At 71.8% G+C, this 23,621-nt stretch carries 22 protein-coding genes; 14 read left to right on the top strand and 8 right to left on the bottom strand.

Features of this window, described 5'->3' with window-relative positions; genetic code table 11:
• Positions 1 to 10 precede the first annotated feature (10 nt).
• Complete coding sequence (locus AB0J42_RS23430) at positions 11 to 2,053, bottom strand: PhoX family phosphatase (RefSeq protein ID WP_364297734.1); 2,043 nt, start codon at positions 2,051 to 2,053, stop codon at positions 11 to 13.
• Positions 2,054 to 2,232: 179 nt separating this feature from the next.
• Between AB0J42_RS23430 and AB0J42_RS23425 the strand changes: the two genes are divergently transcribed.
• Positions 2,233 to 2,670, top strand: coding sequence for a sterol carrier family protein (locus tag AB0J42_RS23425; RefSeq protein WP_364297732.1), 438 nt, complete (start codon positions 2,233 to 2,235; stop codon positions 2,668 to 2,670).
• On the opposite strand, the gene AB0J42_RS23420 is transcribed toward AB0J42_RS23425, so the two are convergent.
• A complete protein-coding gene (locus AB0J42_RS23420) occupies positions 2,667 to 2,960 on the bottom strand; it encodes a DUF4190 domain-containing protein (protein WP_364297730.1) in 294 nt (97 codons plus the stop codon). The two genes, AB0J42_RS23425 and AB0J42_RS23420, sit on opposite strands and share 4 nt — an antisense overlap.
• Positions 2,961 to 4,424: 1,464 nt before the next feature.
• On the opposite strand from AB0J42_RS23420, the gene purF reads away from it, so the two are divergent.
• The gene (gene purF / locus AB0J42_RS23415) at positions 4,425 to 5,861 is read left to right on the top strand and encodes an amidophosphoribosyltransferase (RefSeq protein WP_364297728.1); all 1,437 of its coding nucleotides are present in this window, start codon (positions 4,425 to 4,427) and stop codon (positions 5,859 to 5,861) included.
• Complete coding sequence (purM, locus tag AB0J42_RS23410; RefSeq protein WP_364297726.1) at positions 5,858 to 6,883, top strand: phosphoribosylformylglycinamidine cyclo-ligase; 1,026 nt, start codon at positions 5,858 to 5,860, stop codon at positions 6,881 to 6,883. Before purF ends, purM begins: the two co-directional genes overlap by 4 nt.
• Positions 6,884 to 7,165: 282 nt before the next feature.
• Here purM and AB0J42_RS23405 read toward each other — a convergent pair whose 3' ends face one another.
• Together AB0J42_RS23405 and AB0J42_RS23400 are read right to left on the bottom strand one after the other, a co-directional pair.
• Positions 7,166 to 7,390: a DUF3073 domain-containing protein gene (locus tag AB0J42_RS23405; RefSeq protein ID WP_364297724.1), complete on the bottom strand. Its 225-nt coding sequence runs from the start codon at positions 7,388 to 7,390 to the stop codon at positions 7,166 to 7,168.
• Between the two features lie 153 nt (positions 7,391 to 7,543).
• A complete protein-coding gene (locus AB0J42_RS23400; protein WP_364297722.1) occupies positions 7,544 to 8,623 on the bottom strand; it encodes a Glu/Leu/Phe/Val dehydrogenase dimerization domain-containing protein in 1,080 nt (359 codons plus the stop codon).
• Positions 8,624 to 8,728: 105 nt separating this feature from the next.
• Here AB0J42_RS23400 and AB0J42_RS23395 point away from each other — a divergent pair, with 105 nt between their 5' ends.
• The 6 genes from AB0J42_RS23395 (at position 8,729) to AB0J42_RS23370 (ending at position 14,381) form a co-directional block, all read left to right on the top strand.
• Positions 8,729 to 9,592 carry a hypothetical protein gene (locus tag AB0J42_RS23395; RefSeq protein ID WP_364297720.1) on the top strand — a complete coding sequence of 288 codons (864 nt, stop codon included), beginning with the start codon at positions 8,729 to 8,731 and terminating at the stop codon, positions 9,590 to 9,592.
• A 322-nt stretch (positions 9,593 to 9,914) separates the two neighbouring features.
• Positions 9,915 to 10,118, top strand: a complete 204-nt coding sequence (gene bldC / locus AB0J42_RS23390) for a developmental transcriptional regulator BldC (RefSeq protein WP_013133571.1) — start codon at positions 9,915 to 9,917, stop codon at positions 10,116 to 10,118.
• A 359-nt stretch (positions 10,119 to 10,477) separates the two neighbouring features.
• Positions 10,478 to 11,530, top strand: coding sequence for a LacI family DNA-binding transcriptional regulator (locus AB0J42_RS23385; protein WP_364297718.1), 1,053 nt, complete (start codon positions 10,478 to 10,480; stop codon positions 11,528 to 11,530).
• Between the two features lie 119 nt (positions 11,531 to 11,649).
• On the top strand, positions 11,650 to 11,898 hold the full coding sequence (locus tag AB0J42_RS23380) for a hypothetical protein (protein ID WP_148035189.1): 249 nt from the start codon (positions 11,650 to 11,652) through the stop codon (positions 11,896 to 11,898).
• 48 nt (positions 11,899 to 11,946) lie between these two features.
• On the top strand, positions 11,947 to 12,792 hold the full coding sequence (locus AB0J42_RS23375; protein ID WP_364297716.1) for an N-acetylmuramoyl-L-alanine amidase: 846 nt from the start codon (positions 11,947 to 11,949) through the stop codon (positions 12,790 to 12,792).
• Positions 12,789 to 14,381 (top strand): beta-N-acetylhexosaminidase, encoded by a 1,593-nt coding sequence (locus AB0J42_RS23370; protein ID WP_364297714.1) that lies wholly within the window; start codon positions 12,789 to 12,791, stop codon positions 14,379 to 14,381. Before AB0J42_RS23375 ends, AB0J42_RS23370 begins: the two co-directional genes overlap by 4 nt.
• 4 nt (positions 14,382 to 14,385) lie before the next feature.
• Here the strand turns inward: AB0J42_RS23370 and AB0J42_RS23365 are convergent, their stop codons facing one another.
• From AB0J42_RS23365 to AB0J42_RS23350, 4 genes are all read right to left on the bottom strand, one after another.
• Positions 14,386 to 16,530: an ATP-dependent RecD-like DNA helicase gene (locus AB0J42_RS23365; protein WP_364297712.1), complete on the bottom strand. Its 2,145-nt coding sequence runs from the start codon at positions 16,528 to 16,530 to the stop codon at positions 14,386 to 14,388.
• 58 nt (positions 16,531 to 16,588) lie between these two features.
• Positions 16,589 to 17,134: a GNAT family protein gene (locus AB0J42_RS23360; protein ID WP_364297710.1), complete on the bottom strand. Its 546-nt coding sequence runs from the start codon at positions 17,132 to 17,134 to the stop codon at positions 16,589 to 16,591.
• 127 nt (positions 17,135 to 17,261) lie between these two features.
• Entirely contained in the window at positions 17,262 to 18,320 is a 1,059-nt protein-coding gene (locus AB0J42_RS23355) for a quinone-dependent dihydroorotate dehydrogenase (protein WP_364297708.1), read from the bottom strand.
• A 7-nt stretch (positions 18,321 to 18,327) separates the two neighbouring features.
• Positions 18,328 to 18,978 (bottom strand): response regulator transcription factor, encoded by a 651-nt coding sequence (locus tag AB0J42_RS23350; protein WP_364297706.1) that lies wholly within the window; start codon positions 18,976 to 18,978, stop codon positions 18,328 to 18,330.
• 19 nt (positions 18,979 to 18,997) lie between these two features.
• Between AB0J42_RS23350 and AB0J42_RS23345 the strand changes: the two genes are divergently transcribed.
• From AB0J42_RS23345 to AB0J42_RS23325, 5 genes are all read left to right on the top strand, one after another.
• On the top strand, positions 18,998 to 19,372 hold the full coding sequence (locus AB0J42_RS23345; protein WP_364297704.1) for a tautomerase family protein: 375 nt from the start codon (positions 18,998 to 19,000) through the stop codon (positions 19,370 to 19,372).
• A gap of 52 nt (positions 19,373 to 19,424) precedes the next feature.
• Positions 19,425 to 20,804 (top strand): dihydrolipoyl dehydrogenase, encoded by a 1,380-nt coding sequence (gene lpdA, locus AB0J42_RS23340; protein ID WP_364297702.1) that lies wholly within the window; start codon positions 19,425 to 19,427, stop codon positions 20,802 to 20,804.
• A 95-nt stretch (positions 20,805 to 20,899) separates the two neighbouring features.
• A complete protein-coding gene (locus AB0J42_RS23335; protein ID WP_364297700.1) occupies positions 20,900 to 22,123 on the top strand; it encodes an acyltransferase in 1,224 nt (407 codons plus the stop codon).
• Positions 22,124 to 22,144: 21 nt separating this feature from the next.
• Positions 22,145 to 22,738 (top strand): PadR family transcriptional regulator, encoded by a 594-nt coding sequence (locus AB0J42_RS23330; protein ID WP_364297698.1) that lies wholly within the window; start codon positions 22,145 to 22,147, stop codon positions 22,736 to 22,738.
• Entirely contained in the window at positions 22,735 to 23,574 is an 840-nt protein-coding gene (locus tag AB0J42_RS23325; protein WP_364297696.1) for an alpha/beta hydrolase, read from the top strand. The genes AB0J42_RS23330 and AB0J42_RS23325 overlap by 4 nt, the downstream gene beginning before the upstream one ends.
• The last annotated feature ends 47 nt before the right edge of the window (positions 23,575 to 23,621 follow it).

Here is a 23,621-nt window from a genome sequence, read left to right as displayed (position 1 = left end):
TATGTTGAGGTCAAGCGCCGATCTTCTTGCCGCGCCCATGCCAGACCACCGCCACCGACGGGCGCGGCTGGCTGCCCTCGCCGTCGGGCCAGCGGCTCGCGGGCTGGTCGGGCGACGCGCCGTCCGCCTCGCCCGGGTGCTGCACCGCGACCCAGACGCTGAGCTGGTCGTCGCTGATCAGCGGGCCGCAGGTCTCCGCGGCGACCGGCACGGTGAGGAACTGGCGTACGTAGCCGCGCTCCTTGCCCTTGACCGGCATCACGAACAGGCCGTCGTTGGTGCCGAGCGCGTTGCCGTCGGTGGAGATCCACAGGTTGCCGTCGGGGTCGAAGGCCACGTTGTCCGGGCAGGAGATCGGCGACACCTTCTTCTTGTCGAACCCGGCGAAGTAGGTCGAGGCGTCGTTCGGGTCGCCGCACACCAGCGGGATCGACCAGGAGAACGTCCTCGCCGCCGCGTCGTTGCCCCGCTCGAACAGCTCCAGCACGTGCCCGTGCTTGTTGGCCGCCCGCGGGTTGGCCTCGTCGACCTGCGCCGGGGTGCGGTTGGAGTTGTTGGTCAGCGCGATGTAGACGCCGCCGGTGACCGGGTTGCGCTCCATGTCCTCCGGGCGGTCCATCTTCGTGGCGCCCACCTTGTCGGCGGCGCTGCGCGTGTAGACCAGCACCTCCTCGGCGGTCATGCCCTTCACGAACGACTTCTTCCCGCTCACCAGCGGGATCCACTCGCCGGTGCCGTCGAACGCGCCGTCCTTCGGCAGCCTGCCGGAGCCGTCGAGCTCCTTCTTCGGGCTGTCGCCGCGGAACTTCGCCACGTACAGCGTGCCCTCGTCCAGCAGGGTGCGGTTGTGCCGGTCGTGGCCCTTGATGTAGCGGCGCTTGGAGACGAACTTGTAGACGTACTCGAAACGCGAGTCGTCGCCCATGTAGGCGACCACGCGGCCGTCGCGGGACAGCGTCGTGGTCGCGGCCTCGTGCGCGAAGCGGCCCAGCGCGGTCCGCTTGATCGGCGTCGAGTCCGGGTCGAACGGGTCGACCTCCACGATCCAGCCGAACCGGTTCACCTCGTTCGGGTGCTTCTCCAGGTCGAACCGCTCCTCGACCCGGTCGAACCGGCGGCCCGAGACGCCCGACGGGATGCTGTAGCGCTCGATGTACGGCTTCTGCGCCTTGGGGACCTTGTCGCCGTTGACGAAATACTGGTTGAAGTTCTCCTCGGCGGTCAGCACCGTGCCCCACGGCGTCGTGCCGCCGGCGCAGTTGTTCAGCATGCCGATCGGCTTGACGCCCCTCGGGTCCGCCTCCGTCTTCAGCAGGTCGCTCCCGGCGGCCGGGCCGCTGAACCGCATCGGCGTGTGGACGGTGATGCGGCGGTTGTAGCGGCGGGCGCCCTTCGTGACGAGCTTCCACTCGCCCGTGTTGCGGACCCGCTCCACCTCGACCACCGAGCCGCCGTGGGCCGCCATCGCGATCCTGATCTGCTCCTCGGTGGCCTCGTCGCCGCCGGAGTAGCCGCGGAACATCAGGTTCTCGTCGGTGTACTCGTGGTTCACCCAGAGCAGGCCGCGGTTGCGGCCCTTCGGGAAGAACGACACGTAGTCGCAGTTGTAGCCGAACTGCATGGCCTGGGCCTCGGCCGTCTGGTTCTCGAAGTCGAACTCCGGCGCTCCCGGCAGCACCGGGTCACCCCAGCGCACCACCACCGACGACCGGTAGCCCTCGGGCACCCGCAGCGCGTCGTCCTTGTTCGGCGGCACCGGCTTGAACCGGATCCCGCCCGGCCCGCCCTTCCTGCCGGGGGCGGCGACCGCCGGGCCCGCCGCCACCGTCACCCCGGCGCCCGCCACCAGCGCGCCCAGCGCACCGGCCGCCAGCGCGCCGCGGCGGGACAGCGCCTGCTCCACCACCTCGCCGAAGTAGGGGTTGGCGCTGGTGTTGGCCACCTCGTGCGCGCACTGGTTACCACAGCGGAACTGGCAGGTCATCGCGGATCGGCCACCCTTGTGCGGGGTGGAAAGCAGCGGCAGCAGCCGGCGCGGCGACAGGTTCGCCACAGGGTCCTCCAAGGTTGCGCGGTTCTCCCGGCCGGGACGTTACGGTCGCCGCGCTAACCGCGGGTGAACGATCGCCGCCACCTTGATGAACGCTTTACACCTCGCCGGTCGGCAGCCCGGACGCCGCGGCCGGTTCCGGCCCGTTCAGCGCCGCCGAAGGACCGCAGGAGAATGGGACCGTGCCACCACGCAGACGTGACCCCGAAAAACTGAGAACCGCCCTCGACGAGCAGCTTGTCACGCTCGGCCAGCCGCCCTACGACGGCCCCGACGGCGGCCTCGAAGACGCGCTCGTCGCCGCCGTGCTCACCGCCTACGACCGCGGCCTCGAACCCGAGCGCGCCGCGGCCCGGTTCGCCGTGCGCCACCTGCTCGATCGGCTCGCCGCCGCCGCGCCCGGCCGCACCGTCGAGGTCCGCGTCCCCCCGTACGCGGCGATCCAGGCCATCGCCGGCCCCCGCCACACCCGCGGCACCCCGCCCAACGTCGTCGAGACCGACCCGCGGACCTGGATCGAACTCGCCACCGGCCGCCTCACCTGGGCCGACGCCGTCGCCCGCGGTTCCGTCGCGGCCAGCGGCGCGCGCGCCGACCTGTCCGAGCACCTGCCGCTCTAGCGGGGGCCGCGCATCCACGGGATCCGCTCCTCGAAGCACCGCTCCGCGAGCCCCTGCGGCAACCTGCCGCACTCCTGGACGATGTCGTAGAACCAGACGACGGCCGCGCCGAGCAGCAGCAGCGCCAGCACGCTGAACGCGATCCCGGTGATCGCCCGGCCCTTGCCCGCCCGCCTCACCAGGGCGATGATCCCGAACACGATGGACAGGATCGCGGTGAGCAGCCCGGTGAAGCAGACGAACACCAGGAACGGGCTCGCGACCCCCAGCACCAGCGACGCGGTCGCCATCCCGCTCCCCGGCCGCGCCGCCTCCCATCCCCCGGGCCCGTACGCCCCGGGCGCCCCGCCGTACGGGCTGGAAGGCGACGTCCCAGGCACAGGCCCCTGCTCCCCGTACGCCCCGTAGCCGTGCGGCGCCTGACCATAGGGCGCGCCGTAACCCGGCCCAGGCCCTCCGTACGGCTGCGCGCCGCCCTCGGGCACGCCATAAGAACCAGATCCGCCGTAAGGGGACCCCGGCCCGCCGTACGGCTGCGCACCGTAACCACCAGACCCGCCGTAGGACTGCCCTGGCCCGCCGGGCGGCTGCGCACCGTAACCACCAGACCCGCCGTAAGACTGCCCCGGCCCGCCGGGCGGCTGCGCACCGTAACCACCAGACTCGCCGTAAGACTGCCCCGGCCGACCAGGCGGCTGCTCGCGCTGAGGGCCGCTCTCGTCTCGGTGCTCGCCGTACGAAGACGGGGGTCCGCTCTCCTTCCCCTGGTCGTGCGGAGTGTCCTCGTAGCGGGATGGGGGGCGGGTTGCTCCGGTGTCCCGCTGGTCTTCGGGGGTGCTCTCCCAGCCCGGGTACGGCGGGGTGGCGCCGGGAGTGGGATAGGCGCGGCCCTCGTCCCTGTCTCCGAAAGTCCCCTCATCCCTGTCGTTGATGGCCGGGAACACCGCTGTCTGCTCGGCGTCGCTCTCATCGGACGCCTGGGCGGGCGGCGGGGTCTCGGGTGAGGTGGGCAGGTCAGGGTGGCCCGGCTTCCTCGGCTCAGGCCGTGGTTCAGGGCCGGGCGCGGGCGGCGGGCCAGGTGTGGGCGGCGGGCCGGGCATGGGCGGCTCGGGACGCGGCTGAGGGCCAGGCCCAGGCGGTTCAGGGCGCGGCTCCGGACCCGGCCCCGGCGGCTCGGGACGGGGCTCAGGGCCCGGCCCAGGTGGCTGGGGCTCAGGGCCCGGCCCAGGTGGCTCGGGCCGCGGCTCGGGGCCGGGTCCGGGCGGCTCGGGACGGGGCTGAGGGCCTGGCGTGGGCGGCTGAGGGCCGGGCGTCGGCGGTTCTGGGCTCGGCTGAGGGCCGGGCGGTTCGGGGCGGGGTGCGGGGCCTGGGGGTGGGGTGGGTTCGACGGGGCCCGGGCCGGGGACGGGACCGGGGCCGGGGACCGGGCGGGAAGGGTCCGGGGGGCGGGGGTTGTCGCCGGGCTCCTCCGCCGGGGATCCGGTGGGGTCGTCGGAAGCGGGGTCCGAGTCGCCTTCGGCCCACCAGGGGCGGTCCGAAGGGGGTTCGGGGTTCTGGTTCGGGTCGCCAGGTGTGGTCACGTCTGCTCTCCCGACGGGTATGCATGCCGGACACTTCACCCTTTCGCGGGAGCGGCCCTTGAAACCCGGCGACACGGTAAGGATCGGTGAATCCTTCGGTCACCAATGGACAGAGGGGGACGAGCACCGACCCGGGTGTACGAGCACGGAGCCGGCCGACCTAGACTGAAGTACGTGCTGAAGGGCGACGGCCGGCTGGGCCATGACCTTGACCCTCACGACCGCGCGCCGAAAGACGCTTGCGGCGTGTTCGGCGTCTGGGCGCCAGGCGAGGAAGTTTCCAAACTCACCTACTACGGGCTGTACGCGTTGCAGCATCGCGGACAGGAGTCCGCCGGCATCGCGGTCAGCGAGGGCAGCCGCATCCTCGTCTACAAGGACATGGGCCTGGTCGCCCAGGTCTTCGACGAGTCGGTGCTGGGCACCCTCCGCGGCCATCTGGCCATCGGCCACTGCCGCTACTCGACGACGGGCTCCAGCGTGTGGGAGAACGCGCAGCCCACGCTGAGCTCGACCGAGGTGGGCGGTCTCGCGCTGGCCCACAACGGCAACCTGATCAACACTCCGGCGCTGGCCGAGCGGCTGAAGCCGGGCGCGACCCGGGCGACGACCGACACCGAGGTGCTGACGACGCTGCTGGCACAGGATCCGGGCAAGTCCGTCGAGGAGACCGCCGCCGAGCTGCTGCCGCAGGTCAAGGGCGCGTACTCGCTGGTGTTCATGGACGAGACGACGCTCTACGCGGCGCGCGACCCGCAGGGCATCCGCCCGCTGGTGCTGGGCCGGCTGGAGCGCGGCTGGGCGGTGGCGTCGGAGACGGCGGCGCTCGACATCGTGGGCGCCACGTTCGTGCGCGAGATCGAGCCGGGCGAGCTGCTGACGGTCGACGAGCGCGGCGTGCGGTCGCGCCGGTTCGCGCTGGCGGAGCCGAAGGGCTGCCTGTTCGAGTACGTCTATCTCGCCCGTCCCGACACGACCATCGCCGGGCGCGGCGTGCAGGTCACCCGGGTCGAGGTGGGCCGGGTGCTGGCCCGCGAGCATCCGGTCGAGGCCGACCTGGTGATCCCGACGCCCGAGTCCGGCACGCCCGCCGCCGTGGGCTACGCCCAGGAGAGCGGCATCCCGTACGGCCAGGGCCTGGTGAAGAACTCCTATGTCGGCCGTACGTTCATCCAGCCGTCGCAGACGATCCGCCAGCGCGGCATCCGGCTCAAGCTCAACCCGCTGCGCGAGGTGGTCGAGGGCAAGCGCCTGATCGTAGTCGACGACTCGATCGTGCGCGGCAACACCCAGCGGGCCATCGTGAAGATGCTGCGCGAGGCGGGCGCGCGCGAGGTGCATGTACGGATCTCGTCGCCGCCGGTCGCCTGGCCGTGCTTCTACGGCATCGACTTCGCGACCCGGGCCGAGCTGATCGCCGGCTCGCTGACCGTGGAGGAGATCCGGGCCTCGCTCGGCGCCGACTCGCTCGGCTACATCTCGCTGGAAGGGCTGACCAAGGCCACCACGATCCCCGCGGAGCGGCTCTGCAGAGCCTGCTTCGACGGCTCGTACCCGATTCCGATCGACGAGGACAACGTCGGCAAGTTCGTGTTGGAGAGCAAGGCGTGACCACCTATGAGGCCGCGGGCGTCGACATCGAGGCGGGTGAGCGCGCGGTCGCGCTCATGAAGGAGAAGGTGGCGCGGTCGCGCCGCCCCGAGGTGGTCGACGACGCCAGCGGGTTCGCCGGGCTGTTCGACGCCTCGGCGCTGCTGCGGTACCGCCGGCCGCTGCTGGCGACGTCCACCGACGGGGTCGGCACGAAGGTCATGCTGGCCCAGCGTTACGGCAAGCACGACACGATCGGCGTCGACCTGGTCGGCATGGTCCTCGACGACCTGGTGGTCTGCGGGGCCGAGCCGCTGTTCATGACCGACTACATCGCCTGCGGCAAGGTCGTGCCCGAGCGGATCGCGGAGATCGTCGGCGGGGTGGCCGAGGGCTGCCGGCTGGCGGGGGCGGCGCTGGTGGGAGGCGAGACGGCCGAGCATCCCGGCGCGATGGGCCCCGACGAGTACGACCTGGCGGGCGCCGGCACGGGCGTGGTCGAGGCCGACGCGATGCTGGGCCCCGAGCGGGTGCGCGAGGGCGACGTGGTGCTGGCGCTGGCGTCGTCGGGCGTCCACTCCAACGGCTACTCGCTGGTGCGCCACGTGCTGAAGCTGGCCGACCTCTCGCTCGACGCGGAGCTGCCCGAGCTGGGCCGGCCGCTCGGCGAGGAGCTGCTGGAGCCGACGCGGATCTACTCGCTCGACTGCCTGGAGCTGGCCCGCGCGGTCGAGGTGCACGCCTACGCGCACATCACCGGCGGCGGTCTGGAGAGCAACCTGTCGCGCTCGCTGCCCGGCCATCTCGACGCGGTGCTGGACCGGTCGTCGTGGACGCCTCCGGCGATCTTCGAGGTGCTGGCGGGTCACGGCCGCATCGCGCAGGCCGACATGGACCGTACGTTCAACATGGGTGTCGGCATGGCCGCGATCGTCCCGGCGGAGGTGGCCGACGAGGCGGTCCGCCTGCTGGAGGGCCGCGGGCTGCCCGCGTGGGTGCTGGGCGAGGTCGTGCCCGGCGAGGGGCGCGCCCGCTACCGCTGACTCGATTCCGGGCCGGGGCCGCTCATCGGTTCCGGCCCGCGCGCCCCGGGACGCGCCGCCCCGAAAGGCGTCGGCGGGTTTCACCGCCGTAAAAAAATTCAGCCGCCGAAAATGGCGACGCCGTGGTGCACCGCCGTCGGAATGGGCGGCGGTGCACCACGGCGACAGGACGCCTACGTGACGAAGCCCCACGGTCGCCCGTGGGGCTTTTCACGCTCGAGTGCGGGAGGCCCCGGCGGGCGCCGGAGGTCCTGCCTCGGTCAACGAGAAGAGTGAGAACGTCTAGCGGCGGCCGGACGAGCGGCCGTCGTCGTCGTTCCCGTAGTCGTCGGCGTAATCGGCATAGCGATCCACCAGCTCATCGTTGAGGTCGTCGGCGTCGTTGTTGCGGCTGGAGTCTCCGACCCCGAGTTCGTCGCGAAGTCGGTCAAGATCCGTGCCACCGCTGTTGTACTTCAGCTGGCGAGCAACCTTGACCTGCTTGGCCTTTGCTCGGCCGCGCCCCATTGGCTCGACCCCCTCGTGTGGGGTCGTGTCCCGACCCCTCGTCGCTAACGCACCACACGCTGACGCCGCCCATGCTCCGGGCGTCAGCCTATCGTTCGCCTATTACCGTACCTGTTTTGTGCCCAGCTCGGTACGTCGTATGGGCGCGGGGCGTCAGCGCCCTAGCCAAATGCCCCGAATCCGCCCTATTTCCGACATTCTTCTCTCCGCCAGCCTATCCGCTGCCACCGCCGGAGGCACGCCCTCCTCGGACGAGATGGCGAAGATCTTCCGCGTCGTGTCGTAGATCATCGCGGCCTTGGCGCGGGCACGTTCCATGACGAAGCCCTCGATCTCGTCGGCGACCTGGATCACGCCGCCGGAGTTGACCACGTAGTCGGGCGCGTAGAGGATGCCGCGCTCGTCGAGCTGCTTCTCCACGCCGGGGTGGGCGAGCTGGTTGTTGGCCGAGCCGCAGACGATCGCGGCCCGCAGCCTGACCACCGTCGCGTCGTCCAGCGCCCCGCCGAGCGCGCACGGCGCGTACACGTCGATGTCGGCGCCGGTCAGCTCGTCGGCGTCGGCGACCACGTCGACCTCGGGGTGGGCCCGCTTGATCCGCTCGATCGCACGCTCGCTGACGTCGCAGACCACCACGTCGGCGCCGTCCTCGAGGAGCAGTCCGACCAGGCGGTGGCCGACCTTGCCGACGCCTTCGACGCCGACCCGCCTGCCCCGCAGCGAGGGAGTGCCGAAGACCCGCTCGGCCGAGGCGCGCATGCCCTGGAAGACGCCGAACGCGGTCAGTATGGAGGAGTCGCCGGCGCCGCCGTGGGCGAGCGTGCGGCCGACGACGAAGCGGGACTCGCGGGCCACGAGGTCCATGTCCTCGCTGTAGGTGCCCACGTCGCAGGCGGTGATGTAGCGGCCGCCGAGCGACTCGACGAAGCGCCCGTACGCGCGCAGCAGCGCCTCGCTCTTGTCTTTGGAGGGATCGCCGATGATGACGGCCTTGCCGCCGCCGAGGTCGAGGCCTGCCAGCGCGTTCTTGTAGGCCATGCCCTTGGCGAGGTTGAGCACGTCGGCGAGGGCCGCCTGCTCGCTCTCGTACGGGTAGAACCTGGTGCCCCCGAGGGCGGGGCCGAGTGCGGTGTTGTGGATGGCGATGATGGCTCGCAGCCCGCTCTGCTCGTCGGCGCAGAAGACGACCTGCTCGTGAAGGTCCTTGTGGGACCTGCCGAAGACGTCGGTCACTGTAGTGACTCCCTGTCCGGTCCGCCGCCTCTTCACAGCGGAGATCACCCAAGCGTAATGGGCCTGACGGTGCACGGCAGGTGGGCTTCATGACACGATGCCTCCGTGCTGCCCTATGCCGCCTACCTCCGCGTCTATGAGCCGCTGACCGCGTTCTCCGAATCGGAGCGCAAGGTCTGGGCCGAATATGCCGAGTCGCGCGACCGTCCGCGCCGGGCCACCGCACTCCAAGCCGAGCACGAGGAGTCGGTCAGGCGCATGCTCGGCACCCCTCCCCAACCCGTACCCGCCCAGGAGAGCCCCAACGCTTACCTGCGGCGTGTGGAGGATCGTCTGTACGTCTGTCCTTGGCAGACTCGGTTGCGCTCGTGGCTGGCCTTCTCGCGGCTGCGCGGGAGCATTCCAGCGAAGCTGCTGGACCGGTTCGTCCCGAATGCGATCGCCGAGCAGACGGCCGACGACTTCGACCGTTACAAGCGCGCCGCGGGGTCGGGCGGGCTGCGCACGCACATCCGCACCACGGCCTGGCACGTGCCGCCGTCGTGGTTCGTGCCGTTCGACGGCAATGAGCGCTGGCTGGTGCTCGGCACCACCGCCCCCGGTCAGGACGTGACCACCGCCACCGGGCGCAACCTCATATACGTCACCTCCATGGCGCAGGCAAGGAGGCGTGCCGCGCGGGCGCTGCAGGTGATGCGGCGCCACCTCGGCGACGCGGCGCCCAACTTCGACGTGGAGGACGTGGCGCGGTGGCTGGAGGAGTTCCACCCGCACTCGCTGGTCGAGCTCGACTACGGCGGGCTGGTCCACCTGATGGACGACGAGGCGCTGCAGGCCGACCAGTCGGTGGCGGAGCTCTCGGCGGCCCTCACGGGGCTGGACACGGGTCAAGAAGAGCTTGCCTACGCCATGTACCAGAGAGTCATCCTTCGCTGGAAGTCAATGCAACTCCTGGAATCTTCCAACTGAGCCCCAATACGGCCGTCTGACCTGCATGAGTAGGTCATGACTCGCGGCTGCTCACTTCTGCGAACTGAGTAGTTTGCCGTTTTCACTGCGATACCACGAAACGTGTCGCTAGAATCACCGAGCGTGACATCGCCGCAGGGGCGGGCAGTTGGGTCGAAGAAGGACTCGCCAATCGCTCTGCGTGGCGGTATGGTCACATCGGGTGATGCCGCATATGGCTCAGAAAAGCCGCACGCTCTGGGCCATAGAGGGACATCCGTGACACGCGCAAAGGCAGTCGCAGGATCGCGAAGCCGGTCCACACGGAGGAGAGGCCGCACACATGTCAGCTCGTACACCCGAGGCCGAGCCGCTGCTCACGCCCGCCGAGGTCGCCACCATGTTCCGGGTCGACCCCAAGACCGTCACCCGGTGGGCCAAGGCAGGCAAGTTGACGTCGATCCGCACCCTCGGCGGTCACCGGCGCTACCGGGAGACCGAGGTCCGGGCTCTGCTGGCGGGGATTCCGCAGCAGCGCTCGGAGTAGGGGCGGGGTCGTCACCAACCTCAGGGGGGTTTCCGCGGTGGGCCAGGTCGGCTTGGCCCGGTCCACCTCAGTGACGATTCCGGCGTCATAGACGTCGTACAGGGGAGTTGGCGCCGCCCGCCCGGCGCCATCCTTCCCGTGATTTCCCGCGCCGCCCGACAGCGGTGCTCTTTACTACGCGACCGGGGGTCGCGCGTTGTTCGCGGGCCGTCGAGTCTTCAGCATGCTCCGGTTCCGCTCCTCGGTGACCTGCGGTGATCCGATCAATCCCGGGCTTCCGGCATGAAGGCCGTACCCTGCGGCGAACTCGATCGTTTGGTGGTACAGGTGCCCCAACATCCGCATCGCGGGGGAGACACATGCCAGGACCGCCAGTGAAGACATCGACCGTCACCGAGTTGAGAGAGGTAGACGCACTGCCTCGACCCAGACCCACCATCCGTAACGTCGCCGAACGCGCCGGCGTCTCGAAATCGCTGGTGTCACTCGTGCTGCGCGGTTCCCCGCACGTGAGCGAGCACCGGCGCCAGGCCGTGCTGCAGGCGGCCCGCGAGCTCGGCTACCGGCCCAACGCCGTCGCGCGCAGCCTGGTCGAAGGCCGCACGCACCTCGTCGGCGCCCTCGTCGCCGACCTCCACAACCCCTTCTACGCCGAGTTCCTCGACGGTCTGCAGGAGAGCCTGCACGGCGACGGGCTGCGCATGCTCATCGGCAACAGCCAGTGGGACCCGGCGTTCGAGGACGAGGCCGTGGAGGCCTTCCTGGAACTCCGGGTCGACGGGCTCGTGCTCTTAGGCATAGCGCCCACCAGCGAAACGCTGATCGAAGCGACCTCGTACACCCCGACGGTCGTCGTCGGGGAACGTGACATCCAGCTGGACGGCGTCGACACCGTCGTCGACGACGACCAGCACGGCGCCCGCCTGGCGATCGACCATCTGGCCGCCGCCGGGCACAAGCGCATCGCGCACATCGAGGGGCCGCGCCCCTCCCGCTGCGAGGGCTACCTCGTGGCGATGCGCAGGCACTCGCTGGCGCCGTACATCATGGTCGAGGCCGCGGACTCGTCGGAGGACGGCGGCAAGGCGGCGGCGATCGCGCTGCTGACCCGCGAACCGAGACCCACCGCGATCTTCGCGGCCAACGACGTGGTCGCGCTCGGCGTGCTCACCGCCGCGGCCGAGCTCGGCCTGCGGGTCCCGGAGGACCTCTCCGTCGTCGGCTACGACAACACCCACCTGGCGGCGTCGGAGCACATCTCCCTGACCTCGGTCGACCTGCCCCGCCGCGCCATGGGTCGGACGGCCGCCGCGCTGCTCAGCGACCGCATCTCCGAGCCGGTCAAGGCCGCCCGGCTACGCGAGGTGACCCCCGAGCTGATCGTGCGGCGCAGCACGGGTCCAGCCCAATAGCGGGCCAAGGCTGGGTCAACCCGCTCCGCGAAACGCCCGGCCGGCTGTTAACTCGTCAGGGTCATGCTAATTGTGGCCGGACTTGCGGTCCGGCCACGATCTGATCCGGGGGGACAGCCATGCGTGATCCGGAACTGGTCTCGTGCGCCCAGCGTGCCGCGGCCGAGCTAGAGCGCGCCTGGGCGCAGTGGCGCGCTGGGCGCGGGCGCGGCACCGACGTCGGTGTGGAGTCGGTCGCCAGCTACGTCGCCCACTCGCTCGACCACCCGTGGGGCCGCCCCCGCGTCGTCCTCGGCCTGGACGCCGAGGACGCGCGGGAGCTGGCCGCCCTCCTCCAGCGCCAGGAGGTCGGCGAGCACGTCTGGTAACCATGCCGTGCCGCGCCCGGAAGGCGAGGTTGCCGTAAGTTGGAGCGCATGCGCGCTCTACCCGTCTCCGTCCTCGCCCTCTGCGGCCTGGCCGTCTCCGCCTGCGGCGGCGCCCTTCCCGGTGCCCCCGTAGCGGACCAGATGGCGCGGCGGGACGCCGCGCCCACGGTGAGCGCCGAGCCCGCCGGCACGGCCGGCTCGGCCCGGCCCGCCGAGAAGGCGCCGCTCGTCCGGCCGCTCGAGGGCAGGGTCGTCGTCATCGACCCGGGGCACAACGGAGGCAACGCCCGCGCCCCGAAGGAGATCAACCGCAAGGTCAACGTGCTGACCCAGTGGAAGTCCTGCGACACCACCGGCACCTCCACCAACAGCGGCTACCCCGAGGCGGCCTTCACCTGGGACGTCTCCAAACGCCTGCGGAAGATCCTCAAGAAGCGCGGCGCGACGGTGAAGCTCACCCGCCCGAACAACACCGGCGTCGGGCCGTGCATCACCGAGCGGGCCGCCATCGCCAACCGCCTCAAGGCCGACGCCGCGATCTCGGTCCACGCCGACGGCTCCGCCCCGGGCAACCGCGGCTTCCACGTCATCATGCCGAAGAAGATCGGCGGGCCGGTCGACCCCGTGGTGGGCGAGTCGGCCAAGCTGGGCAAGGCGGTCCGCGACGCCTTCCGCAAGGACACCGGTCTGCCGTACTCGACCTACATCGGCAAGAAGGGGCTCGACTACCGCAGCGACCTGGGCGGGCTCAACCTCTCGACGGTGCCGAAGATCTTCATCGAGGCCGGCAACATGCGCAACGCGGGCGAGGCGGCCAAGTTCCGCGACCCGCGCTTCCGGCAGAAGATCGCCCTGGCGCTCGCGAACGGGTTGCAGCACTATCTGAATGCGTGATCCCTTACCCCAGACTCTGCCGTTCCCTGCCCTCCTCCTACGAACTGACCGCCGGGGCCGCCGTCTCCGGCCCCGCCGACCTGATCGGCGCCGTCCGCACCGCGCTGCCGGGGCTGGACCTGCTGCCGGGTGACCACGGCGCCGTCGACCTGCGGCTCGACCCGTCGCTCGGCGCGGAGGCGTACCGGCTGACCGTGGGCTCGCGCGGGGTCGAGATCGCCGCGGGCGGCCGGGCGGGCGCGTTCTACGCCGCCCAGTCGCTGCGCCAGCTGCTCCCCCACGACTCTCTCCGGTACGGGGCAGGCGGCTCTTGGACCGTGCCCGGGGTGCGTATCGAGGACGAGCCCCGCTTCCCCTGGCGCGGCCTGCACCTGGACGTGGCGCGCCACTTCTTCCCCAAGCGGGAGGTCATGCGGCTGGTCGACCTGATGGCGCTGCACAAGCTGAACCACCTCCACCTCCACCTGGCCGACGACCAGGGCTGGCGGGTGGAGAGCCCGGCCTACCCGCTGCTGCACGAGGTGTCCTCCCACCGGCCGCGCTCGGCCGTCCACCACTACGGCGAGCCCGAGGCGTACGACGACATCCCGCACGGCGGCTACTACACGCTGGCCGACCTGGCCGAGATCGCCGCCTACGCCCGCGCCCGGCAGGTGACGGTGGTGCCGGAGATCGACGTGCCGGGGCACGCCTCGGCGATCCTGGCCGCCTACCCGTCGCTGGGCGCGACCCGCGAGCCGCACGACGTGCTCGACCGGTGGGGCATCTCCCCCGCGATCCTGTCGCCGCTGCCGCCGACGATCGAGTTCCTGACCACGATCTTCGACGAGCTGCTGGGAGCGCTCGGCGAGACCCCGTACGTGCACATCGGCGGCGACGAGGTGGTGCTCGACCAGTGGGCCGCCTCCGCCGAGATCCGCGCCTACGGCGAGTCGCTGGGCCTGGCCGGCGTCAACGAGCTGCAGGCGTGGTTTCTGCGGCGGCTCGCCGACGCGCTCGCCGAGCGGGGCAGCCGGGCGGTGGTGTGGGACGAGGCGTTCGTGAGCGGCGGCCTGCGGCAGGACACCGTCGTCATGCCGTGGCGCGGCCAGGGCGTCGGCCGCCGGGCCGCCGCCGCGGGCCACGACGTGGTGGCGACGTCGGTCTTCCCGCTCTACTTCGACTACGCGGAGGCGGCGTCGGCGGACGAGCCACGCGCCATCGGCGAGACGATCACCGTGGCGGACGTGACGGCGTTCGACCCGGCCCCGGCCGAGTGGGCGCAGGAGGAGCGCGACCGGGTGCTCGGCGTGCAGGCGCAGCTCTGGACCGAGCGGGTGCCCGACCCGCGCACCCTCGACTACCGGCTCTGGCCGCGGGCCTGCGCGCTGGCCGACATCGCGTGGGGCGCCGGCGACGACTTCGCCGGGCGGCTGGAGACGCACCTGGGAAGGCTGGACGCGCTCGGCGTCGAGTATCGCCCGGCGGCCGGGCCGCACCCGTGGCAGCGCCGCCGCCCGCACCGGCCCGGCGTCATCAAGCTGGACGAGGTGATGGAGCGCATCGAGGCCATGACCCACGACCCCGAGTCGACCCGGCCCAGCATCTGACCCTTCACCGGGCCAGCGCGAGGGCGAGCCGCTGCGGCAGCGAGGTGTTGCGCCTGCGGCCGAGGGTGTGGACGGCCGTCTCCAGGGCCTCGCGCTGGCCCACCAGCACCACCCACGACTTGGCCCGGGTGATCAGGGTGTAGAGCAGGCTGCGGCGGAGCATGATGCCGCCGGCCTCGGTCACGATCGGGGCGACCACGAACGGGTACTCGCTGCCCTGGGCGCGGTGCACGCTGATCGCGTAGGCGTGGGTCAGCTCGTCCAGCTCGTCGAAGGCGTACTCGACCGTGCGGCCGTCGTCGGTGCGCAGCTCGACCAGCCGCTCGCGCTGGTCGAGGCCGGTGACGGTGGCGATCTCGCCGTTGAAGACGCCCTTGTCGTAGTTGTTGCGGATGGGCAGCACCCGGTCGCCGACGCGGTAGACCGAGGAGCCGTACCAGTGTTCGTCCACCCCGTCGCCCGGCGGGTTGAGGCGTTCCTGGAGGCGGCGGCCCAGCTCGGCGGTGCCCGTGACGCCCTTGCGCATCGGGCAGAGCACCTGCACCTGGTCGGGGCGGATGCCCTGCTTGCGGGGGATGGCCTCGGTGGCCAGGTGGATGACCCGGTCGGCCACCGCCGCCGGGTCGTCCAGCTCCTCGAACCAGAACCCGCCGCCGCCGGGCAGCCCCGGCAGCTCTCCGCCGCGCACCCGGTAGGCGGCGCGGACGATGCCGCTGTCCTGCGCCTGGCGGAAGACGTGGGTGAGCCGGACGCGCGGGACCTCCTCGACGCTCAGCAGGTCGGCCAGCACCCGGCCGGGGCCGATGCTGGGCAGCTGGTCGCTGTCGCCCACCAGCAGCAGGTGGCTGCCGGACGGCACGGCCGACGCCAGCCGGGTGGCGAGCTGCAGGTCGAGCATGGACGCCTCGTCCACCACGATCAGGTCGGCCTCGACGGCCCGCTCCTGGAAGAGCGCGCCGTCGTCCTCCGGCTGCTGGGCGAGCATGCGGTGGACGGTCATCGCGGGCAGCCCGGTCAGCTCCGACAGCCGCTTCGCGGCCTTGCCGGTGGGCGCGGCGAGCGTCACCCGGCCGCCCATCCCCCGCACGGTGGCGGCGATGGCGGCCACGGTGTGGCTCTTGCCGCAGCCGGGGCCACCGGTCAGCACGGAGACGGTGCTGGTCAGCACCAGGTTGACCGCCGCCCGCTGGTCCTCGTGGAGCGAGTCGTCCTCCTGGTAGTTGCGGAGCCGCAGCGTGGACGGGGCCCGCAGCAGCCGGGCGAGATGACCGGCCAGGGCGACCTCGCGGCTGTGTTCCTGCTTGCCGTAGACGACCAGCCGGCTCGGGTCGGCGGGGACGGCCTCCACGACCACCCGGCGGTCGGCGTGCAGCGCGTCGACCGCCTGCCTGATCGCCGGCTCGTCCTGCTCGACCAGCGCGGCCACCTGGGCGACGAGCGCGCGCAGCGGCACGAAACAGTGGCCGCCGCCCGCCGCGGCCGCCTCGATCCGGTCGACCACCGCCGCCTTGACGCGCTGCGGGCTGTCCTCCGGCACGCCGGAGCGGAGCGCGATCCGGTCTGCGCTCTGGAACGCGATGCCGCGCACCCGGCCCACGAGCTGGTACGGATCGGTGGTCAGCACGTGCAGCGCCTCGTCACCGTACGTCTGATAGATCTTGGCGGCGAGCAGCGGGCTCACCCCGAAGCCCTGGAGGGCGACCATGAGGGCGGCGACGGCCTTCTGCTCGGCCCACGCCTCGACGATCTGGGCCTGGCGGACGGCGCCGATGTTGACCACCTCGCGCAGCCGGGCCGGCTCGGTGTCGATGACCTTGAGCGTGTCTTCGCCGAAGTGGCTGACGATGGCGTGGGCCAGCCGCGGGCCGACCCCGCGGATGAGGCCGGAGCCGAGATAGAGGGCGATGGCCCGGACGGTGGACGGGGCGATCCGCTCGCAGCGGCGGACCTGGAGGCGGGCGCCGAAGCGCGGATGGTCGCCCCACTCGCCGCCCAGCAGCAGCCGCTCCCCCGGCTGCACCCCCGCCAGCGACCGGCCGGAGGCGACGAACGGGGGCCGGTCGTCCTCGCTCACCCGGGCCACGGTGTAGTCGTCGTCGCCGACGTGCACCAGCTGCTCGACCGTGACCTCGACCTCGTCGGGTCTCACCACTCAACTCCCGGCCGTCGTGTCCGGCATCGGACATTAGCCTGCCGTGCCGACAGTTCTACCCGTCGTGCAGGATCTTCTGGAAGAGCAGGTGGTCGCGCCAGGCGCCGTCGATGAGGAGATACTGCGCGGCCACGCCGATCTCGGTGAAGCCGCACTTGCGCAGCACCCGCTGGGAGCCGTGGTTGCCGAGGAGGGTGCCGGCCTGGAGGCGGTGCAGGCCCAGCGACTCGGTGGCGGCGCGGCACACCTCGCGGACGGCGGCGGTGGCCAGGCCGCGGCCGGTGAGCGCGCCGTCGACCCAGTAGCCCAGGTGGCCGTTGCGGAAGGCGCCGAGGACGATGTCGTTCACGTTGACGCTGCCCACGATGCGGTCGCCGTCGGCGAGCACCCAGGGGAACATCCGGCCCTCGTCGCGGGCCTGGAGCATGTCCCTCACCCGCCTGGCCTGCGTGGAGGTGGTGAAGAACTCCTCGGCGCGCCGCGGCTCCCAGCGGCGCAGGTGGTCGCGGTTGCGCGTGTACGCCTGCGCCAGGGCCTCGGCGTCGTCCGGGGCCAGCGGCCGGAGCACGACCCCGCCGCTCAGCTCCGCCGTACCGGTCACCGGCCGGCTTCCGCGCGGCGCGGACTCGTACGAACGACCACCGCACGACGCCGCGGGGCCGTGCGGGAGAGAGGCCGGGGAGGTTGCGTACGGGCGACCACCGCGCGGCGTGAGGCCGGGCGGGCGGTCATGGGGAGGCCGTCCGGCCGATGATGTCGGTGATCGACGAGAGCCGGTGGAGGCGGACGCGGCGGGAGAGCTGCCGGTGGATGCGGGAGGCCCAGAGGGGGCCGCCGTAGATCCAGCCCGTGTAGCCCTGGACCAGGGTGGCGCCGGCCAGCAGCCGTTCCCAGACGTCGTCCACGTCCTCGACGCCGCCTACGGACACCAGCGTGAGCCGGTCGCCGACGCGGGCGCGCAGCCGCCGCAGGACCTCCAGCGAGCGGGCCTTGAGCGGGCGGCCGGACAGCCCGCCGGTGGGGCCGTCGTGCGCGATCGTGGTGTTGGTCGCGATGATGCCGTCGAGCCCGAGTTCGAGGGCGAGGTCGGCGACGGCGTCGATGTCCTCGTCGGCGAGGTCGGGCGCGATCTTGACGAGCAGCGGGGTGCGCCGGGGCGTGCCGTCGCAGACCTCCTTGACGGCGGTCAGCAGCGGCCGGAGCAGCGACACCGCCTGGAGGTCGCGCAGGCCGGGCGTGTTGGGCGAGCTGACGTTGACGACCAGGTAGTCGGCGAGCGGCGCCAGCTCCTTGGCGCTGGTGACGTAGTCGGCGGTCGCCTCGGACTCGGGCACCACCTTGGTCTTGCCGATGTTGACGCCGACCACGGCGGGAATGCCGCGGGTGCGGCGCAGGCGGCGGGCGGCGGCGGGGGCTCCGGCGTTGTTGAAGCCCATCCGGTTGACCACGGCGCGCTCGCGGACGAGCCGGAACAGCCGCGGGCGCGGGTTGCCCGGCTGGGCGTGCGCGGTGATCGTGCCGACCTCGACGTGGGAGAAGCCGAGCGCGGCCACGGCCTCGGCGCAGGCGGCGTCCTTGTCGAAGCCGGCGGCCAGCCCGAGCGGGCCGGGGAAGTGCACGCCGAACGCGGTGATCCGCAGGGCCGGGTCGTGCGGGGCGAGCGCCCGGTGGAGCACGCGCTTGAGCAGGGGCGTCCTGGCGAGCAGTGCCAGGCCCCTGACGGTCCGGTGGTGCACGGTCTCGGCGTCGAGCCGCCGCAAGACCTGCCTGAAAAGGAGGCGATACATCAGGGATCTAGGCTACCAATCCCGCCTCGTAGGCGATGATCGCCGCCTGGACCCTGTTGCGCACGCCCAGTCTGCCGAGGATGGCGCTCACGTACGCCTTGACCGTGCCTTCGACGATGTGCAGGCGGCGGGCGATCTCCGCGTTGGACAGCCCGGCGCCGAGCAGCGCCAGCACCTCGCGTTCGCGCTCGGTCAGGGCGGTCACCCGGTCGCGGGCGTGCGCGCCGCGCGCCATCCGGCCGCCCGCGAGCTGGGTGATGACCCGGTGGGCGACCTTGGGCGACAGGTAGGCGGCGCCGCCGGCCACCGCGTGCACGCCGGCGATCAGCTCGCGCGGGTCGCCCGCCTTGAGGAGGAAGCCGCTGGCGCCGACGTCCAGCGCCCGGGCGATGTAGTCGTCCTCGCCGAACGTGGTGAGCATGACCACCGCCGTGCCGGGCGCGGCTCTGCGCATCTCGGCCGCGGCGCCCAGCCCGTCGAGCCCGGGCATGCGGATGTCGAGCAGCGCCACGTCCGGATGGTGGCTGATCGCCAGGTCCACCGCCTCGCGCCCGTCGCCCGCCTCGGCCACCACCTCCAGCTCGGGGTCGGACGCCAGGATCGCGCGGACCCCGGCCCGGATCATGGCCTCGTCGTCGGCCAGCAGGATGCGAATCACGCGTTCTATAGTGGCGCGCATGGCGCAGGTGAAGGTCTACGGACGGCGCGACGTGTGGGCGGGGCGGCAGCGGGAGGTCTCCGACCTGCTCCACGCATGCCTGGTGGAGGCGTGGGGGCTGCCGGAGGACAAACGGTTCCACCGGTTCCTGCTGCTCGACGCCGACGACCTGATCTGCCCGTTGCGTTCGGACGCGTACCTGATCGTGGAGATCGTCTGTTTCACCGGCCGGAGCGACGACGCCAAGCGCGCGCTCATCCGGCGAATCTACGAGCGGCTCCCGTACGATCGAGAAGACGTGGAAATCACAATCATCGAGATGCCGCAGGTCAATTGGGGCATCCGGGGCATGGTGGCCGACGAGCTGACGCTGCCTTATCAGGTCGACGTCTAGCGCCGGGGGTGACCGTCGGGCGCGACCCCCAGTGAGCGGTATGGTCCGAACCATGAGCACTCACTACGACGTCGTGGTCCTGGGCGCGGGTCCGGGAGGATACACGGCCGCCGTCCGTGCCTCCCAGCTCGGGCTGCGCACGGCGGTCATCGAGGAGAAGTACTGGGGCGGAGTCTGCCTGAACGTGGGCTGCATCCCGTCCAAGGCGCTGCTGCGCAACGCGGAGCTGGCCCACCTCTTCACCAAGGAGGCCAAGACCTTCGGCATCCAGGGTGACGTCACCTTCGACTACGGCGCCGCCTTCACGCGCAGCCGGAAGGTCGCGGACGGCCGGGTCAAGGGCATCCACTACCTGATGAAGAAGAACTCCATCACGGAGTACGACGGCCGGGGCACGTTCCTCGACCCCAACACCATCCAGGTGAACGACGAGACGATCACCTTCGACAACTGCATCATCGCCGCCGGCGCGACCACCCGGCTGATCCCCGGCACGTCGCTGTCGGAGCGGGTGGTGACCTACGAGGAGCAGATCCTGTCGGGCGACCTGCCGGGCAGCGTCATCATCGCGGGCGCGGGCGCCATCGGCGTGGAGTTCGCCTACATTCTCCACAACTACGGCGTCAAGGTCACGATCGTGGAGTTCCTCGACCGGATCGTGCCGCTGGAGGACGAGGAGATCTCGGCCGAGCTGGCCAAGCGCTACAAGCGTCTCGGCATCGAGCTGCACACCTCGACCCGGGTGGAGGGCATCGAGGACACCGGCTCCTCGGTCCGGGTGACCGTGTCGCGTGACGGGCAGCAGCAGGTGCTGGAGGCCGACAAGGTGCTCCAGGCGATCGGCTTCCAGCCGCGGGTCGACGGCTACGGCCTGGAGAAGACCGGCGTGGAGCTGACCGACCGGGGCGCGATCGCGGTCGACGGCCGGATGCGCACGAGCGTGCCGCACATCTACGCGATCGGTGACGTCACGGCCAAGCTGATGCTGGCGCACGCCGCCGAGGCGATGGGCATGATCGCCGCCGAGACCATCGCGGGCGCCGAGACCATGGAGCTCGACTACCCGATGATCCCGCGCGCCACCTACTGCCAGCCGCAGGTCGCGAGCTTCGGCTACACCGAGGCGCAGGCCCGCGAGCTGGGCCACGACGTCAAGGTGGTCAAGTTCCCGTTCACCGCGAACGGCAAGGCTCACGGCCTGGGCGACGCGACCGGCTTCGTCAAGATCATCAGTGACGACAAGTACGGCGAGCTGCTCGGCGCCCACATGATCGGCCCGGACGTCACCGAGCTGCTGCCCGAGCTGACGCTGGCCCAGCAGTGGGACCTGACGGTGCACGAGGTGGCCCGGAACGTGCACGCGCACCCGACGCTCAGCGAGGCGGTCAAGGAGGCGATCCACGGGCTGGCCGGTCACATGATCAACATGTGAGCGGACGATCGGTACGGGGCGGGTCATCTCCCGCCCTCGCTCGATCTCCGTTATCCGGGCATAGGGGGCGCATCGCGCGGTAGTGTCAGCCCGCGATGGCCAATTCCACGGGGACACGGCAGCCGCTCGCGCATGCTCCGGCGCGCGGGAGCCGCCTGGGGTGGCTGGACGCGCTGCGCGCCGTCGCCGCGCTCGTGGTCGTGTACGAGCACGCGCTCAACCCCCTCTTCCCGGAGCTGCGGTCCGTCACCGGGCCGTGGTTCGACGCCGGGATGTACGGCGTCATGGTGTTCTTCCTGGTCAGCGGCTATGTGATTCCTGCCTCGCTGGAACGGCGGGGCAGCGTCGCCGGGTTCTGGATCGGCCGGCTGTTCCGGCTCTACCCGCTGTGGGCGGTGGCCGTGGCGGCGGCCCTGCTGCTGGCCGTCACCGGCGTCGACCCGATGCACATCTGGCTCACCCAGCGGCCCGCGTCGGCGGTCCTCGGGCATCTGACCATGCTGCAGGACCTGCTCAACGTGCCGAACGTGCTCAACGTGCTCTGGACGCTCTCGTACGAGATGGCGTTCTACCTCCTGGTGACCGCGCTGTACGTGGTGCGGGCGCACCGGCGCAGCGCGGAGATCGCCTGCGGTTTCGGGGCGGCCGCCGTGCTGGCGGGCGGGGTGCTGCCGTCGGTGCTGCTGTCGCGCGGGGCCGGGGCGACGCTCGCCACCGTCCTGGCCGTGGTCGCGCTGGTGGGGTGCGGGCTGGCCGGGGTGCTGAGCGGGCGGCGGGCGGGCGCGCTGGTGCTCGGCGTGACGGTGCTGGGGCTGCTCCTGGTGAACGGGCGGATTCCGGCCTGGCAGAGCCTGACGATTCTGGCCACCATGTTCGCCGGCACGGCCCTGTACCGGGCGCGGGAAGGGCAGATCCCGGTGCGGCGGGCGGCGGTGTTCGCGGGGAGCGTGCCGGTCGCGGCGGTCGCGGCGGCGCTCTGGCACGGCGGCGGCGCCGTGTGGCCGTGGGTGAGCGCGGTGCTGGCGGCGTGGGCGACGTTCGGGACGGGGATGCTGCTGGCGAACCGGCGGGTCCCGGGGTGGTGGGCGTGGCTGGGCCTGGTGAGCTACTCGGTCTACCTGCTGCACCCGGTCCTGCTGGAGATCGTGGACGGGCTGCTGGCCGACCCCGCCGCCGTCGCCTGGCCGTACCGGGCGGGGCTGGGCGTGGTGGTGCTGGTGACGCTGCTCGGCGCCGCGTCGCTCACGTACCGCCTGGTGGAGGCGCCCGCCCAGCGTGCGGGCAAGCGCATCGCGGCGCGTATACTCGTAGGCGAATAGTCGTCTACGAGTAGGACGAACATGGCCAGGAAAGTGGGCAACCTGCTCGCGCTCGCGGTGCTCGCCGCGCTCCTCGAACGTCCCATGCATCCGTACGAGATCGCTTCCACGCTGCGTGAGCGCGGCAAGGTGCGGGACATGGACCTGAAGATCAGCTCGCTCTACACGGTCGTGCGCAACCTCGACCGGCACGGGCTGGTGGAGGCGGCGGGCAGCGAGCGGCAGGGCGCGCGGCCCGAGCGGACCGTCTACCGCATCACCCCGGCGGGCCGGGAGGAGCTGGAGGACTGGGAGCGCGAGCTGATCGCCACGCCGGTGACGGAGCAGTCCCGGTTCAAGGCGGCGCTGTCCGTGCTGGGCGTGCTGCCCCCGGACGAGGCGGCCCGGCTGCTCCGGCTCCGCCTCCGGGCGCTGGAGGAGCACCTCACCGGCCTGCGCGGCGCGCTGGACGCGCACCTGACCGGGGTTCCGCGCCTGTTCCTGCTGGAGGACGAGTACGAACTCGCGCAGCGGGAGGCGGAGGCCGCCTGGGTCCGGGCGCTCGTCGCCGAGCTCGACGACGCCACGTTCCCCGGCCTGGCGGAGTGGCGGGCCTACCACAAGGAGGAAAAGTGATCGCGCATGTCACCTCGGCCGACGGCACCACCATCGGCTACCGGCGGATCGGCAGCGGGCCGGGGCTGGTCATCTCGCACGGCGGCATGGGGTCCGGCCACAACCACCTGGAGCAGGCACGGGCTCTGGCGGACACGTTCACCGTCTACTTACCCGACCGGCGCGGGCGCGGCCTCAGCGGCCCGTTCGGCGACGGCTACGGGGTACGGCAGGACGCCGAGGACCTGGCCGCCGTCATCGCCGCGACGGGCGCGCGCTACCTGTTCGGGCTGAGCGTCGGCGGCGCGAGCGCGCTTGCGGCGGCGCTGACCGTGCCGGCGGTCGAGAAGCTCGCGGTGTACGAGCCTGCCCTGTCGACCGCGCCGCTCGGCTGGGTGCCGCGCTTCACCGCGGAGCTGGACCGGGGCCGGACGGCGGCGGCTCTGGTCACCGCCATGAAGGGAGCGCAGATGGGCCCGCCGCTGCTCAGGGCGGCTCCCCGGCCGCTGCTGGAGCTCGGCACCTACCTGGGGTTGCGGAGCGAGGATCGCCGGGGCTCCGGTGAGTACGAGCCGATGCGGGTGCTCGCCGAGGCGCTGCGCCACGAGACGCGGATCCTGGCGGAGATGAACGGCAGGCTCGGCGAGTTCCGCGCGCTGCGGACCGAGGTGCTGCTGCTCGGCGGCGCGAAGAGCCCCGCCTACCAGAAGGCCGCGCTGTCCGCGCTGGAACGGGTGCTCCCGCACGCCACCCGGGTGGAGCTGCCCGGCGTCGGCCACGAGGCGCCCTGGAACGCCGGGCGCGGCGGCTCGCCCGAGCGGGTGGCGGCGGCGATGCGCCCGTTCTTCACCGCATAACATTTCGCGAAAAAGAGTTCGGCTCCGGGCGGCCGGGCCACTACGGT

The organism is Nonomuraea sp. NPDC049649, assembly GCF_040675175.1.
In the GTDB taxonomy this organism is placed as follows: Bacteria; Actinomycetota; Actinomycetes; order Streptosporangiales; family Streptosporangiaceae; genus Nonomuraea.
The sequence above is the reverse complement of the archived record's forward strand: the minus strand, read 5'-3'. Positions and strand labels throughout refer to the sequence as shown.

What these genes read in the sequence shown, in the direction of transcription:
- AB0J42_RS23420 (WP_364297730.1), bottom strand. Translation starts at nt 2,960, where the DNA reads ATGGCGACCGCGTCGCTGGTGCTGGGGGTCGCGAGCCCGTTCCTGGTG.
- AB0J42_RS23405 (WP_364297724.1), bottom strand. Translation starts at nt 7,390, where the DNA reads ATGGGGCGCGGCCGAGCAAAGGCCAAGCAGGTCAAGGTTGCTCGCCAG.
- bldC (WP_013133571.1), top strand. Translation starts at nt 9,915, where the DNA reads ATGTCAGCTCGTACACCCGAGGCCGAGCCGCTGCTCACGCCCGCCGAG.
- AB0J42_RS23385 (WP_364297718.1), top strand. Translation starts at nt 10,478, where the DNA reads ATGCCAGGACCGCCAGTGAAGACATCGACCGTCACCGAGTTGAGAGAG.
- AB0J42_RS23380 (WP_148035189.1), top strand. Translation starts at nt 11,650, where the DNA reads ATGCGTGATCCGGAACTGGTCTCGTGCGCCCAGCGTGCCGCGGCCGAG.
- AB0J42_RS23375 (WP_364297716.1), top strand. Translation starts at nt 11,947, where the DNA reads ATGCGCGCTCTACCCGTCTCCGTCCTCGCCCTCTGCGGCCTGGCCGTC.
- AB0J42_RS23355 (WP_364297708.1), bottom strand. Translation starts at nt 18,320, where the DNA reads ATGTATCGCCTCCTTTTCAGGCAGGTCTTGCGGCGGCTCGACGCCGAG.
- AB0J42_RS23345 (WP_364297704.1), top strand. Translation starts at nt 18,998, where the DNA reads ATGGCGCAGGTGAAGGTCTACGGACGGCGCGACGTGTGGGCGGGGCGG.
- lpdA (WP_364297702.1), top strand. Translation starts at nt 19,425, where the DNA reads ATGAGCACTCACTACGACGTCGTGGTCCTGGGCGCGGGTCCGGGAGGA.
- AB0J42_RS23335 (WP_364297700.1), top strand. Translation starts at nt 20,900, where the DNA reads ATGGCCAATTCCACGGGGACACGGCAGCCGCTCGCGCATGCTCCGGCG.
- AB0J42_RS23330 (WP_364297698.1), top strand. Translation starts at nt 22,145, where the DNA reads ATGGCCAGGAAAGTGGGCAACCTGCTCGCGCTCGCGGTGCTCGCCGCG.